Consider the following 13,961-nt stretch of genomic DNA (forward strand, 5'->3'; position numbering starts at 1 on the left):
CTTGCGCTCTTAAATTTGACAAATTTTGGCGTCATGCACAACAACTCGACCGGTAGAACGGCAAATTAGCGCCTAAGACTGGCGTTTAAGGGGAAGATTAATGGAAGTAGAACTCGCCACCTCGGCCGCGGAAATTGACTTTTCGCTCTTCGCTTTGTTTTGGGCTGCGGACTGGGTCGTTAAGTTTGTGATGATCGGTTTGCTGGTGGCTTCGGTTTGGAGTTGGGGCATTATCGTCGACAAAAGCGTGCTTTACGGCCGTTCACGTCGGGAAATGAACAAGTTTGAAAAGAACTTTTGGTCGGGCCAGTCGCTTGAAGAGCTATATCAACAGCTCAGCGACACAGACACAAAGGGCATGGCTTCAATTTTCGTTGCCGCGATGAAGGAATGGAAGCGCAGCCACGAGCAGGGCGCATCTTCCTATCTTGGCGTGCAGCAGCGTTTGGACAAAGTGTTGGACCTCACGATTGGGCGCGAAAGCGATAAGCTGGAAGCGCGTTTGACATTTCTCGCGACGGTGGGTTCAGCCGCACCGTTTATCGGCCTGTTCGGCACGGTTTGGGGCATCATGAATTCGTTCCAATCAATTGCCGCTTCAAAAAGCACAAATTTGGCTGTGGTTGCACCGGGTATTGCGGAAGCTTTGTTTGCGACGGCGCTTGGCCTTTTGGCTGCGATCCCTGCGGTTATCGCTTACAACAAACTGTCGAGCGATGCGAATAAACTCAATGGTCGACTTGAAGGCTTTGCGGATGAATTTTCCGCCATTCTGACCCGTCAACTTGAAAGCCGAGGCCAGTAATGGGCATGAGTGCAAACCGCGGTTCACGCGGTGGTCGGCGCGGTGGACGGCGAGGCAAAAGCCAGCCGATGAGCGAGATCAACGTCACCCCGCTAGTGGACGTGATGTTGGTGTTGCTGATTGTGTTTATGGTGGCGGCGCCATTGCTCACCGTTGGTGTGCCGATTGATCTGCCACAAAGCGCTGCAAAATCGCTTAATACGGATAGCAAGCCCATAACGGTTTCTGTGACATCTGCAGGTGAAGTCTATGTGTTGGAAAACCGAGTTGATCCAGCGGATCTCATCGCCACGATTGAACAGGTCGCGGTAAACGGCACCGACGAGCGCATTTATGTACGCGGCGATACTGTTGCTGAATATGGTAATGTGATGAAAATCATGGGCCAATTGTCCGGTGCTGGATATACCAAAATTGGTTTGATTACCGAGCAGGAGCAAGGGCAGTAGCCACATGCGGATCGGTTTAGGCGTTTCATTGGTATCACATGCGGCTTTGTTGGCCGTCGGGCTTATGTCGCTCGGCGGGGCAGAACCGTTTGATCCAACCGAAATTGAAGCGATCCCCATCGAACTTGTGCCCATAGAGGCTGTGTCCAATATTCGCTTTGGCTCGCTAGACAGCAATGTGATCGAAACCGAAACGCCTTCGGCGGTTGACAGTGAGATCGAAGCGCAGATTGCTGAGCCGACTGGAAACACCGAAGAGAACCAAACAACGCCCGAGGATGCTGAAACGGTAACGCCAGCACCAACTCAAGAAAGTGCGCCGGAACCTGTTCCAGAGCCTGACCCAATTCCAGTTGAAAAGGTGCCAGAACCGCCGCGGCCCGAACCAACGCCAGAACCTGAACCCGAGCCTGAACCAGAGGTGACACCACCTGCGCCCGAGCCTGTACGAGAACCTACGCAGGAACCCGTGCAACCAACTGCTGAGCCTGTTGAGCAAGTTGTGGCGACTGAGGAAGCTACGGCAGAGCCAGAAGTGCAGGCACCGCGTCCGCCCGCTGCGAATTCGGCGGTTGAAAAAGCACGTGTTGCTTACGCTGAAAACGTGAAAAAGCAAGCAGCGAAAAAGGCGGCAGAGGACGCGAAGAAAGCCGACAAGATTTCCGACATTATCAATAAGGAAGATAGTCGTGGCGCAACAACTGGAAGTGGCGGAAAGAAAACGGCGGGCAAAACGACAGGCACTGCGGCACGGCTGACCCAGTCGGAAAAAGCCGCGCTCGCCGCGCAAATGCGTAAATGTTGGAACCCGCCAATTTCAGCGCTTGAAATGGACGGTTTGACTGTGCGTCTGTTGGTTGATTTGAACCGAGATGGTTCGGTTGGCGGCACGCCACAGGTTATCGATATTTCAATTCGCGGCAAAGTGGGTGAAGCAACGGCTGGCGCGGCGCAACGGGCTGTGCGTCGGTGTGGGCCTTACAAGCTTGCCTCGGGAAAATACGAGGATTGGCGGCAAGTGGATGTAACGTTTGACCCAAGAGACCTGCGTTAGAAATAAAAGACTTGCGCAGTATGCCGGAATAGCGCCGGACTTTGTTGGGCTTGCACAAAACAAAACATAGATGGATAGTCCTTCAATAAAGGAAGTTACCATGATTGAGATTACGCGCCGTCAGGCACTAAAATTTGGAACAGCTGGGCTCGGTTTAGCCGCATTAAGTTCCCCAGCAAGTGCGCTTGTGAAGATCGTTGTGTCCGGCGGGGATTTTGAGCCCATGCCCATTGGCATTCCAACATTTTCGTCGTCTGATCCACAATTGGCCTCTGAAATCACCTCAATTGTGGTGGCGGATCTTAAGCGCTCGGGCCTTTTTGCGCCGATACCTGCTGCGAGCATGCCAGTGCAACAAGGCGATGTGAATGCAAATCCAGATTTTGGCAAATGGGGCAATGCAAGCGCAGACGCTTTGGTCATGGGGTCCGTCAATCAGGTCGGTGGGCAAATTCAAGCCGATGTACGTTTGTGGGACGTTGTTGAAGGTAGCCAAGCATTTGGTGAGAGCTTTTCGGCAGATCGAAAAAATATCCGTCGGGTCGCGCATATTGTTGCTGACGCGATTTACGAAAAACTATCGGGCGAGGCCGGGTATTTTGATACCAGCATCGTTTATGTTGCGGAAAGTGGCCCAAAGGCCAATCGCACCAAGCGATTAGCGATTATGGATCAGGACGGGGCAAATGTTCAGTACCTCACCCGCGGGGATTCTATCGTCCTTACGCCCCGCTACTCGCCTCAAGGTAACTTGCTGTCTTACATGAATTTTGCGGGTGATGTGCCCCAGATTTATCTGCTTGATCTATCGACAGGCAGGCAACAACGTGTTGCTGACTTCGGCAAAATGACATTGTCGCCGCGCTTTTCTCCTGATGGGCAAAATATCGCGTTTAGTGTTACGTCAGGGGCGAACACAAACATCTATTCAATGAATTTGCAGCAACGCAAACCTGCGGCCCTAACAAGTGGTGCGGCGATTGATACCGGACCAACATTTTCCCCCGATGGATCGCGCATTGCATTTGAATCAGATCGTGGCGGCTCCCAGCAAATTTACGTAATGAGTGCAGGCGGTGGCGGCGCGCAACGGATTAGTTTTGGTGATGGCCGTTATTCGACGCCAGTTTGGTCACCAAAAGGCGATCTGATTGCCTTCACAAAGCAAAAAGATGGCCTGTTTCACATTGGTACCATCCGACCTGACGGCACGGGTGAGCGCATTCTTTCATCAAGCAACTTGATGGAGGGGCCGACTTGGGCGCCGAACGGCAGGGTCATCATGTTCTTTAAAGATCCGGGTGGGGATAGCGGACCGCAGCTTTACACAATTGATGTGTGGGGTCGCAACGAACAGCGCATTCCAACAGAGACATTTGCATCCGACCCAACTTGGTCGCCATTGCTGCGTTAGGTGAAAAACATGGCGTTATCGTTTGAGTTTGACACTGAGCGTTTAAACGCAATTGACGTAAATATCGTTGTTGGCCAACATGATTTGGCGAAGGTGTTTTATGAACGCTTGCCAGCGCTGCTGACACCGGATGTTCTGAAAACATTGCCGCCGCATTTTTCTCAGAATGTGAGTGCTGCGGGTGCTGAACAATGGACGGCAGACCGGTTGGCCGAATGCGAGTTGCTCGCGCTGCAGGAAAAACAAGGTGCCAAAGCGATCGGTCTTTTGTTTCTATTTGTTTTGCCCACAGACAATGAGACGTTTGACCTGCGGATTGGTTATCTGCTGCATCAAGATGTCTGGGGGCAGGGGCTTGCGTCTGAATTGGTCAAAGGGCTGGTGGCACATTGCAGGACAATGGCGAATATAAGTTCGATTGCTGGTGGGGTTGAGACTGGAAATGTCGCTTCGGCGCGGGTTTTAGAAAAAGCCGGGTTCAGTCTTGATGAGGCTCAATCCAGCCCCGACGTCGGCTATTATCAATTACAATTATAGGCCAGACATTACGGTATGGTTTTTGTGCGTACTTGAACCAGTGCCAAAGCGACCTTAGTTTCGATGACCCGCAATTGAAGGGGCAGTGAAGATTGAAGGATGGTGAATATGCCACAGGTCGTGAAGTTTGAGCATTTCTTGGAAACGCTAAAACCAAGCCCGAAAATGCCGATGGTGTTTCTGGGCCATGGCAATCCGATTTATGCGATCACTGATAATAGATTTGCCAAAAATTGGCGAACATTGGGTGATCGGCTGCCGCGCCCTCAGGCTATTTTGTGCATCTCAGCCCATTGGGAAACAAAGGGCACCACATTGGTGCATGTGGGCAAACAGCCCAAAACCATCCATGATTTTTATGGTTTTCCGCAAGCCTTGTTCGATGTTGAATATCCCGCGGCGGGTGCACCGGACACGGCCAAAGAAGTTGCGCGGTTGCTCAAAGATCACAATACTCATGAAACGGAAGAATGGGGTTTGGACCATGGCGCATGGGCCGTTCTAAGAAGCCTGTTTCCAAATGCGGATGTGCCGGTGTTTCAACTCTCGATAGATATGTCTTTATCCCTGGATGCCCAATATGAATTGGCGAGCAATCTAGCTCAGTTGCGGCACAAGGGCGTGATGATTATGGGTAGCGGTAATGTGGTGCACAATTTGCACCAAATCCCCAAAGACGGACAGGTTCAAGATTGGGCGCAGGAATTTGATCAGTTGGTGGAAGACCAGCTTATCGATGGTGATCATGCGCCGTTGTTCGATATGGATGGAAGACAGAAATTGTTTCAAATGGCGCACCCGACATGGGAACATTATTCGCCCATGTTGTATATTGCGGCAAACGCTGAGGCCGACGATCAATTGACATTTTTCAATGAAGAATTGGACATGGGAGCGCTTTCGATGCGCTCATTTGTCTATTTCTAGGCATCATTTGCGTTAAATGTTGTAGCTGTTGTCACAATCTAGCCAGATTAGGTGGGCATTAACCTTCTTTGAGAACCCGGTTTTAAGATAACAGGGCGTAAAGAGTTACAATTAAATTGTCCCTATTTTGGAGCTATTCAACATGCAGTTGAGTCATAAAATCGTCAGCCTTATGAAAGGCGTATTGATTGTTGCACTTGTTGCTGTTGTAGCTGCTTGCGCGCGCACACCAAATGGCGGTGTTGGCAATCTTGGCCCTGGCCAAGCAGCGCCGGGCACACAGCAGGAATTTTTGGTTACCGTTGGTGACCGGGTGTTTTTCACCACCGATAGTTCAGTTCTAACGAACGAAGCTAAGGTTACTTTGGATAAGCAAGCAACTTGGCTTGCACGCTATTCTAAATATCGTGTGCGGATTGAAGGCCATGCGGACGAACGCGGTACACGCGAATACAATATTGCGTTGGGCGCACGTCGTGGTTCGGCTGTTGTGAACTACCTTGTTAGCCGAGGCGTGAATTCAAATCGCATTACAACCAAATCGTTCGGTAAAGAGCGCCCGGTTGCCGTGTGTAACGACATTTCGTGCTGGTCACAGAACCGACGCGCCGTCACCGTATTGGTGCCTTAAGCCAACAAAATCCTCTACTGGAGGCGGACGCCGGGTTTTCGCTTTGCGAGCCCGGCGTTTTTTTGTCGTAATTTTGTTTTACCTGAGACAGGAAACAGATTTACAAAGGGTTGGGCCTTTAAACCAGACGAGTGAGGAGTGGCCGTGAGGAAGAAATTTAACGCAACCCGAATGGGATTGTTATTGGGGGCTGCGGCGCTTGGGACGCTGATGAGTGTCTCTGCGTTTGCGGGCAAAACCGATATGGCGTCGATGGATAGCCGGATTGAAACATTGAACAGCCAAGCCGATGCGCTTAGCCAAAACATCTTTCAATTGCAGCAGGGTCTAAACAGTGGGCTTGTTGAGCAAGCGCCTGTGCCCCGTATCCGCGTTGGCCAGAGCAGTCGACAAGTTGGCCAGATTAATGTGCGGCTTGATCAACTTGAGAACCAAATGCGTGTGCTCAATGGGCAAGTTGAAGGGCTACAGTTCCAGTTGACCCAAATGCAAACGCTTCTGGAGCGCATGCAAGAAGATTATGAGTTCCGGTTCCAAGATTTGGAAGGCGGCTCTTTGGGAAAAACTAGTGCGGCACCTCGAACAGACAGCGCGACGCCGTCTGAGAGGCTGCCGCAGAACCAAAATGAAACCCAAGATCAAAATCTGCAATCGACCGTGACATCATTGGGCACCATAACGATACAAGAGGGTGGACAACCGCTTGATTTAAGCTTTGGCTCTGGTGACGTGCTTGATAGCGCAGATGCCAACGCTCAGTATGAAGCAGGATATGAAGCGGTTGTGCGCGGGGACTATCAATTCGCGCGCGATCAGTTTTCCCAATTTGTTGCGCTTTACCCGTCCCATCGACAAACGGCTGACGCCTATCATTGGCTCGGCGAATCTTTGATGCAGCAAGGCGAATTCGAAGAGGCGGCGGAGGTGTTTTTGATTGGGTTTGAGAACTACCCCAATGCGACACGCGCTCCGGACATGGTGATGAAACTTGGGATTGTGCTTTCGCGCTCAGGTGAGCGGGAAACAGCTTGCCGTACCTTTGTTGAAGTGTTGCGCAAATTTCCTGATCAACCTGCTTCCTTTAAATCGCGGGTGAAAAAGGAACAAAGACAAGCGCAATGCTAAACAGCACGGCCTTAGACTTGAGTTTAGACGACCCGGATCGGCTGAACCTGCTTTTTGCACCGATTAGCAATGTAGATCAGGTAGGGCTGGCTGTTTCTGGCGGCGTGGATAGCCTTGCGCTGATGCTGTTGGTGGCCAAATGGCGACAGCAACACGAGAACCCGGTTACGGTCACCGTGTTCTGTGTTGATCATGGACTGCGTGCCGAGGCCAAGCAGGAAACACAATTTGTTGCAGAAACTGCACAAGAGTTGGGTCTAAAAACTCAAGTCTTGAGCGGCGTAATCGACGCACCCCAAAGCGCGTTGCAAGCCAAAGCCCGAACGCTTCGATATGGGTTGATCGGGCAGGCCATGGACCGACTGGGTATTTCCACCTTGTTAACGGGTCACCATATTGATGATCAAGCTGAAACGGTTTTCATGCGGTTGGCGCGCGGCAGCGGTGTTGGCGGGCTTGGCGGTATGTCCACGCAAAGCGTGCGCGATGACTTGTTTTTGTTTCGCCCTTTTCTAGACGTGACCCGCACTCAACTCGAGCAGTTTGTTGCAAGCCAAGATTTTCGCCCCGTTCAAGACCCGTCCAATGAAAGCCGAGATTTTGAGCGGGTACGGTGGCGCCAATTCATGCCTCAACTGCGTGATGCTGGCCTAACCAATGAAATGGTTGGATTGTCTGCTAAGCGATTGCGTCGGGCCGATGATGCACTGCGGCATTGGGCAGAGCGCGAATATGAGCAAACCTTTGCCATTGACCCGTTTGGATGTGTGTATTTTGACGTTGAGGCGTTGTTAAAGCAGCCTGTGGAATTGGGCGTTCGTTTGTTGTCTCGCGCACTGGATGATGCTGGCGGGGCAAGCCAAACGGCGAGCCTATCTCAGCTTGAAGCATTGTACGACCATCTCAATTCAGGCCTATACGCCTTTAAGGGTCTCACTCTTGGTGGGTGTGGGATAAAGGTCAAACAAAATATCGGCCAAATATTTCGTGAGGCAGGTCGCTTAGAACAAAAGCCAATAACCCTGGATGCGGGTCAGTCGGCAAAGTGGGACAATCGGTTCCAAATTATTGTGGCAGAAGATTTTCGCTCTCCAATTTGTGTTTCGCCTGCGATTGAAATTACCCGTAGTTTGTTGGACAATATGTTGCCCGATTTGCCATTTGTGCCCATTGAAGCTGTGCATGGCGCACCGTTGGTATCTTGTTCAGAACAGGTTTTGGCAATCGGCGAACATGTAATGGTTGAAGGCGTTGATGTTTTTCGGACATTTGGTCCAAACGCGCTGATCTAACGTTAATAAGTTTGGTGTTAGATTTAAATCTAGTTTCTGATAGGAAACTTTAGCAATCTGGTGTGAAACAGCCCTTGTAACACAAGGCTTTGATCCCTACATTTGCTACAACTTTTTTTATGACGAACTTCGCGTACGCGCGGGGTGCAAATCCAAGGCAGGATGAATGAACGGCAATTTTAGAAACTTCGCCATTTGGATCGTGATTTTGGTCTTATTGCTTGGCCTATTTCAGGTCTTCAATAGCTCGACCCAATCTGCGAGCGTGGGTAAACGCACATATTCAGAATTTGTGGCTGATGTGGATGCGGGTAATGTAACCAGTGTTATTATTACAAATAACGTGTTGCGCGGCACTTACCAAAATAGTGCAACCTTTGAAACCAATATTCCAGCTGGTGTTGATGTTGTTTCTCGGCTTGAAGCGCGCGGTGTCGCGATTGAAGCACGTGAACCAGATTCAAGCCCGTTCTGGACAATTCTCTTGTCTTCATGGCTTCCATTTATCGTCATCATTGGCGTGTGGTTCTTTTTCATTCGCCAAATGCAGGGCGGCGGCAAAGGCGGTGCGATGGGCTTCGGCAAATCGCGGGCTAAGATGCTGACGGAATCCCAAGGCAAAATCACATTTGAAGATGTGGCTGGTGTTGATGAAGCCAAGCAAGACCTTGAAGAGATCGTTGACTATTTGCGCGATCCGGGCAAATTCCAGCGCTTGGGTGGTAAAATCCCACGCGGCGTTTTGTTGGTGGGCCCTCCGGGTACAGGTAAAACATTGCTCGCCCGTTCCGTTGCGGGTGAAGCGAATGTGCCGTTTTTCACCATTTCAGGTTCTGACTTTGTTGAAATGTTCGTTGGTGTGGGCGCGAGCCGTGTGCGCGATATGTTTGAGCAAGCCAAGAAGAACGCGCCTTGTATCATCTTTATCGATGAGATTGATGCTGTTGGCCGCTCTCGTGGTGCAGGCATTGGCGGTGGCAATGATGAGCGTGAGCAAACATTGAACCAGTTGCTTGTGGAGATGGATGGCTTTGAAGAGAATGAAAGCATTATCCTGATTGCTGCAACCAACCGTCCTGACGTTTTGGACCCTGCGCTTATGCGTCCGGGTCGTTTTGACCGTCAAGTTGTTGTGCCAAACCCAGATGTTGGTGGTCGTGAGAAAATTCTAAAAGTTCACGTTCGTAAAGTGCCATTGGCACCAGATGTGGATTTGAAAGTTCTTGCACGTGGTACACCGGGTTTCTCGGGTGCTGAATTGATGAACCTAGTGAACGAATCTGCGTTGCTGGCGGCGCGCCGCAATAAGCGATTTGTGACCATGAGTGAGTTTGAAGACGCAAAAGATAAACTCATGATGGGTGCAGAGCGTCGCACCATGGCGATGAAAGAAGACGAAAAGAAAAACACGGCCTATCACGAAGCTGGCCATGCTTTGATTTCTCTTCTCATGCCAAAAGTGCTCGACCCTATTCACAAAGCGACCATTATCCCGCGCGGACGAGCGCTAGGTATGGTGGTGAGCTTGCCGGAAACGGATCAATATTCGTTCTCACGTGAAAAAGCCTTGGCCCAATTGGTCATGGCATTTGGTGGTCGTGAAGCTGAAATCTACAAATTTGGACCGGAGAAAGTGACCTCAGGTGCCGCTGGCGACATTCAGGGCGCTACCAAGTTGGCGACATCGATGGTGACCGAATGGGGCATGAGCGAGAAGCTTGGCCGCGTGTTGTTGAAATCAAGTCAGACTGGTTTTTATGGACCGTCAAATTCGGAGATTTCGGATGATACGGCGCGTTTGATTGATGAAGAAGTGCGTGGGTTGATCGAAGACGCTGAGACCCAAGCGCGCAACATGATCAAAGACAATAAGGACCTGTTTGAAAATATCGCCACTTCGCTGTTGGAGTTTGAAACCCTAACCGGTGACGAGCTGCGTGAACTGATGGACGGTAAGCGTCCGACGCGCAATGACGATAATGATGATGACAAGCCAAAGGCTTCTGCCGTGCCTAGCGCTGGTAAGGCGCCAGCCAAAAAGAAGGGCGATGACGTTGCCGATGGCGACGCGGAGCCGCAGCCTGAAGGCTAAGACTTAATCATAGCAATCGATTTTGAGGCCGCCCGTTGGGCGGCCTTTTTTCGTTCATAGCCTATGCTAGCCCCAGAAACGATGAAGGTCGTCCAACGTTTCACGTTGCTTCAAAATTGAGAATTCTTCACTGTTGTTGCGATAACCAATAATTTTGGGCATTTGCCGACTGTTGTAGCGAGACCACATGCTAAGGGTGTAAGCACCGACATCTTTGATGATCATTTTGTCACCGGCGCAGATTTCAGGAGGATCAATGTCTCGGGCAATAATGTCGCCTGCAAAACACAGTGGGCCCGCGACATTGTAGGGTTTGGCGGCAGTGTGCTCCTTAAGCGTTCCCGCAGGGTCCAAGATCGCGATATCATGGTGCCAGTCTTCAGGTCGGTAGCATTTGCGCAAGAACATGTCCGCGCCCAGATGGATCATCGCGGTGCTCAACTGGGTGCCGGTTTTTACATATTCTACATTGGAAACCGCCCATGCGGCATTGGCGTTGATGTGTCGACCAAATTCTGTGATGAGTTGCAGCCCATTGTCGATCAGTGGCGCGAGCAGATTGAGCGCGCCTGCAGCATAATCATCGATATTGGGGGCTGGTTGACTGTCTTTATACGTCACAGGCAGCCCACCACCCATATCCAGCTTCTTGATGCGACGAGACAGGTTGGCGTCGGCAAAAGCTGCGTTGATTTGATTGATCAACTCGACCATTTTTTCAATACCCCCAAGCAACATGGGGAGGTCGCAGCCTTGAGACCCGACATGTACATGGGCAGAATTGAGCCATGGATATTTCAGATAAGCCAAAATGATTTGCTCGGCGTTGTTGTTAAGCGCGACACCAAATTTTGAATATTCAGCAGCGACACTTGTGGATGCGATGGTGCCTGCACCGACTTGGGGGTTAATCCGCAAACCGATTGAGCAATCTGTGTCCCTTGTCGTATCGATCAGCATGTCGATTCGCTCAAGTTCCGCAAACGAATCTGCATTGATATGACAGCCCAATTTCAACGCCAGTTTTAATTCTTCAGTCGTTTTGCAGGGTGAATCAAAGATAATTTTTGAAGGCGGACAATTCGCCTTCTGTGCCAGATAAAGTTCAGGCAATGTCGCAACTTCCAACCCGGCCCCCTTATTCACCACGGCCTCTAGAACCTTGCCGAGCGGGTTTGCTTTGACCGCCATGGCGTGGACAGTTCCGGACGGGAACAAAAGGTCCAGTGCCTTTATTCGCGCGTCGATCATGTCCAAATCGAAAAACACCGCTGCGGTGTCCTCGGCCAACAACAGGCTCGGGTCGCTAAGCGCTTTTTGATAGATATTTGCAATAGTGAGATCGGTAATGCGCGTGTTTTGAGGTGAAGGCATGAGGTCGTTTCCGTTTGGTCTGGAGCTTTTAGACTAGTTGCCCAATTGTTTGCCAACAAGCTTCCAATTCGTGTCATGTGCGATATGCTTGTTCCTCTTGCCTTTGATTTGGAGCCAATTGATGCCTGCTGTTGAAATATTGATCGCCTTCTTCGTGACCACCGCGATGTTTGCTTATATGCCGGGACCAGCCATGATTTACGTTTCTGCCCAAACATTGGCACGCGGTCGTGCGGCTGGGTTGATGGCTTCATTGGGTGTTCATTTGGGTGGCTATTTTCACGTTGGGGCGGCGGCCTTCGGTTTGGCGGCATTGTTGGCGCTTATTCCGCAAGTGTATTTTTTGATCAAAGTTGCGGGCGCGCTGTATCTGATCTTTCTTGGCGTCATGATGATTGTGAAGCGGAACGAGCAAGTTGGCGAAAAAAACGGGGAGCAAAAGGATGCGAGCAAAGCATTTGTTGAGAGCATTGCCGTTGAAGTTCTAAACCCCAAAACCGCGATCTTCTTTGTGGCATTCTTACCGCAATTTGTTGACCTAGCGGTAGCGTGGCCGGTTTGGGTGCAAATGGTGGTATTGGGCACAATCGTAAATGTTATGTTTTCGTCGGCTGATTTGTTTTGTGTTTTGTTTGCGAGTTTGATGATCAAGAAACTGCGCAGCTCGAACAATGGCGCGAAATGGGCGAAGGTGGCAGGTGGCTCGTTTCTTATCACGCTTGGCGGCAAATTGGCATTGGATCGCTAATTTGTCTGGTTAGTGTTTCTTAACTACGCTTGCGTGAAATACGTAAAATTGGTCATATTTTAGCTATTGTTGGGGCATATTGAATGTGCACCAGCTGTATCAACTGCCAATTTTGTTGATTTCGCCTGCTGCACACTTAAGGTCATTCGGGGAACAATATGACACGGAAATTCTTTGGCACTGACGGTATTCGTGGTTTGGCGAATGGCAAAAAACTGACGTCTGAATTGGCGCTCAAGGTTGGCCAAGCCGCTGGTTCTGCATTCCAACGAGGTGACCATCGCCATCGCGTCGTCATTGGTAAAGACACGCGTCGCTCCGGATATATGATTGAATATGCGCTGACAGCAGGATTTAACTCTGTGGGCGCAGATGTGTTCCTGCTCGGGCCGATGCCCACGCCAGCAGTGGCGATGCTGACGCGATCCTTACGCGCCGATTTAGGTGTGATGATTTCCGCATCTCATAATCCATTTGATGATAATGGTATCAAGTTGTTTCAGCCAGATGGATATAAATTGACCGATCAGATGGAGCAGGAAATCGAAAACCTGCTTAATAGTGAATTGGCAGAAGAATTGGTGCGGGGCAGAGAAATTGGTCGTGCGCATAGAATTGAAGAAGCGCGTGGTCGCTATTCTGAATTTGCAAAACGCACCCTGCCGCGACTGACAGAATTTAGTGGATTGCGGGTTGTTTTGGATTGTGCAAATGGCGCGGCTTATAAGTCAGCGCCTGAGGTTCTTTGGGAACTTGGTGTTGATGTTATTCCAATCGGCGTTAATCCGGATGGATATAATATCAATGAAGGTTGCGGTTCGACCGCGCCAGAACTTTTGCAAGAGAAAGTGAAAGAGACGCGTGCTGATATCGGTATTGCCTTGGATGGCGACGCCGACCGCGTGGTGATTGTCGACGAAAAAGGCGACATCGTTGACGGTGACCAATTGATGGCAGCACTTGCCTTATATTGGCAAGAACAGGGCAGGTTGGCTGGTGGTGGCGTTGTTGCGACTGTGATGTCAAATCTGGGACTTGAGCGTTATCTCAATAGTCGTGATCTAACGTTAGAACGCACGAAAGTGGGTGATCGCTATGTGTTAGAGCGCATGCGGTCAGGCGGGTTTAATGTTGGTGGTGAACAGTCTGGGCATATCATTTTATCTGATCACACAACAACCGGTGACGGGCTGGTTTCAGCTTTGCAGATTATGGCTTTGGTTCAATCTAAAGACAAACCGGTTTCTGAAGTCTGCCGTCTGTTCGATACCGTGCCCCAGCTTCTAACGAATGTGCGATATGCAGCCGGTGAACCGCTTGAAAATGATTTGGTGAAAAAGGCGATCGCGGCTGGCGAGGAGAAACTTGGTAAAAACGGGCGTTTGGTTATCCGCGCGTCAGGTACTGAACCACTAATCAGGGTGATGGGTGAATGTGACGACAAGACATTGGTCACCAATGTTGTTGGTGACATTGCCGACGTCATCAAAGGCGTTGCAGCCTAAGCTATTCC

At 50.4% G+C, this 13,961-nt stretch carries 13 protein-coding genes; 12 read left to right on the plus strand and 1 reads right to left on the minus strand.

Going from position 1 to position 13,961, the window contains the following annotated elements:
• The first annotated feature begins 100 nt into the window (after nucleotides 1-100).
• The 10 genes from tolQ to ftsH all read left to right on the plus strand — a co-directional run bounded on the left by tolQ (nucleotide 101) and on the right by ftsH (nucleotide 10,326).
• On the plus strand, nucleotides 101-805 hold the full coding sequence (tolQ, locus tag AC2D8L_RS14625) for a protein TolQ (protein ID WP_484686210.1): 705 nt from the start codon (nucleotides 101-103) through the stop codon (nucleotides 803-805).
• Nucleotides 805-1,254: a protein TolR gene (tolR, locus tag AC2D8L_RS14630; RefSeq protein WP_484686211.1), complete on the plus strand. Its 450-nt coding sequence runs from the start codon at nucleotides 805-807 to the stop codon at nucleotides 1,252-1,254. The genes tolQ and tolR overlap by 1 nt, the downstream gene beginning before the upstream one ends.
• A 4-nt stretch (nucleotides 1,255-1,258) precedes the next feature.
• On the plus strand, nucleotides 1,259-2,308 hold the full coding sequence (locus AC2D8L_RS14635; RefSeq protein WP_484686212.1) for a hypothetical protein: 1,050 nt from the start codon (nucleotides 1,259-1,261) through the stop codon (nucleotides 2,306-2,308).
• 100 nt (nucleotides 2,309-2,408) lie between these two features.
• The gene (gene tolB, locus AC2D8L_RS14640; RefSeq protein WP_484686213.1) at nucleotides 2,409-3,722 is read left to right on the plus strand and encodes a Tol-Pal system beta propeller repeat protein TolB; all 1,314 of its coding nucleotides are present in this window, start codon (nucleotides 2,409-2,411) and stop codon (nucleotides 3,720-3,722) included.
• Nucleotides 3,723-3,731: 9 nt separating this feature from the next.
• Complete coding sequence (locus tag AC2D8L_RS14645; protein WP_484686214.1) at nucleotides 3,732-4,259, plus strand: GNAT family N-acetyltransferase; 528 nt, start codon at nucleotides 3,732-3,734, stop codon at nucleotides 4,257-4,259.
• A gap of 108 nt (nucleotides 4,260-4,367) precedes the next feature.
• Nucleotides 4,368-5,186, plus strand: coding sequence for a 4,5-DOPA-extradiol-dioxygenase (gene ygiD / locus AC2D8L_RS14650; protein ID WP_484686215.1), 819 nt, complete (start codon nucleotides 4,368-4,370; stop codon nucleotides 5,184-5,186).
• Between the two features lie 127 nt (nucleotides 5,187-5,313).
• Nucleotides 5,314-5,817: a peptidoglycan-associated lipoprotein Pal gene (gene pal, locus AC2D8L_RS14655; RefSeq protein ID WP_484686216.1), complete on the plus strand. Its 504-nt coding sequence runs from the start codon at nucleotides 5,314-5,316 to the stop codon at nucleotides 5,815-5,817.
• 144 nt (nucleotides 5,818-5,961) lie between these two features.
• Entirely contained in the window at nucleotides 5,962-6,942 is a 981-nt protein-coding gene (gene ybgF, locus AC2D8L_RS14660; protein WP_484686217.1) for a tol-pal system protein YbgF, read from the plus strand.
• Nucleotides 6,936-8,234, plus strand: coding sequence for a tRNA lysidine(34) synthetase TilS (gene tilS, locus AC2D8L_RS14665; protein WP_484686218.1), 1,299 nt, complete (start codon nucleotides 6,936-6,938; stop codon nucleotides 8,232-8,234). Before ybgF ends, tilS begins: the two co-directional genes overlap by 7 nt.
• A 166-nt stretch (nucleotides 8,235-8,400) precedes the next feature.
• Nucleotides 8,401-10,326 (plus strand): ATP-dependent zinc metalloprotease FtsH, encoded by a 1,926-nt coding sequence (ftsH, locus tag AC2D8L_RS14670; RefSeq protein ID WP_484686219.1) that lies wholly within the window; start codon nucleotides 8,401-8,403, stop codon nucleotides 10,324-10,326.
• Nucleotides 10,327-10,392: 66 nt separating this feature from the next.
• On the opposite strand, the gene AC2D8L_RS14675 is transcribed toward ftsH, so the two are convergent.
• Complete coding sequence (locus tag AC2D8L_RS14675) at nucleotides 10,393-11,700, minus strand: type III PLP-dependent enzyme domain-containing protein (RefSeq protein ID WP_484686220.1); 1,308 nt, start codon at nucleotides 11,698-11,700, stop codon at nucleotides 10,393-10,395.
• A 121-nt stretch (nucleotides 11,701-11,821) separates the two neighbouring features.
• On the opposite strand from AC2D8L_RS14675, the gene AC2D8L_RS14680 reads away from it, so the two are divergent.
• Together AC2D8L_RS14680 and glmM are read left to right on the plus strand one after the other, a co-directional pair.
• Nucleotides 11,822-12,448, plus strand: a complete 627-nt coding sequence (locus AC2D8L_RS14680; protein WP_484686221.1) for a LysE family translocator — start codon at nucleotides 11,822-11,824, stop codon at nucleotides 12,446-12,448.
• Between the two features lie 158 nt (nucleotides 12,449-12,606).
• Nucleotides 12,607-13,953, plus strand: a complete 1,347-nt coding sequence (gene glmM, locus AC2D8L_RS14685; RefSeq protein ID WP_484686222.1) for a phosphoglucosamine mutase — start codon at nucleotides 12,607-12,609, stop codon at nucleotides 13,951-13,953.
• The last annotated feature ends 8 nt before the right edge of the window (nucleotides 13,954-13,961 follow it).

The organism is Maritalea sp. YIW29 (assembly GCF_057219265.1).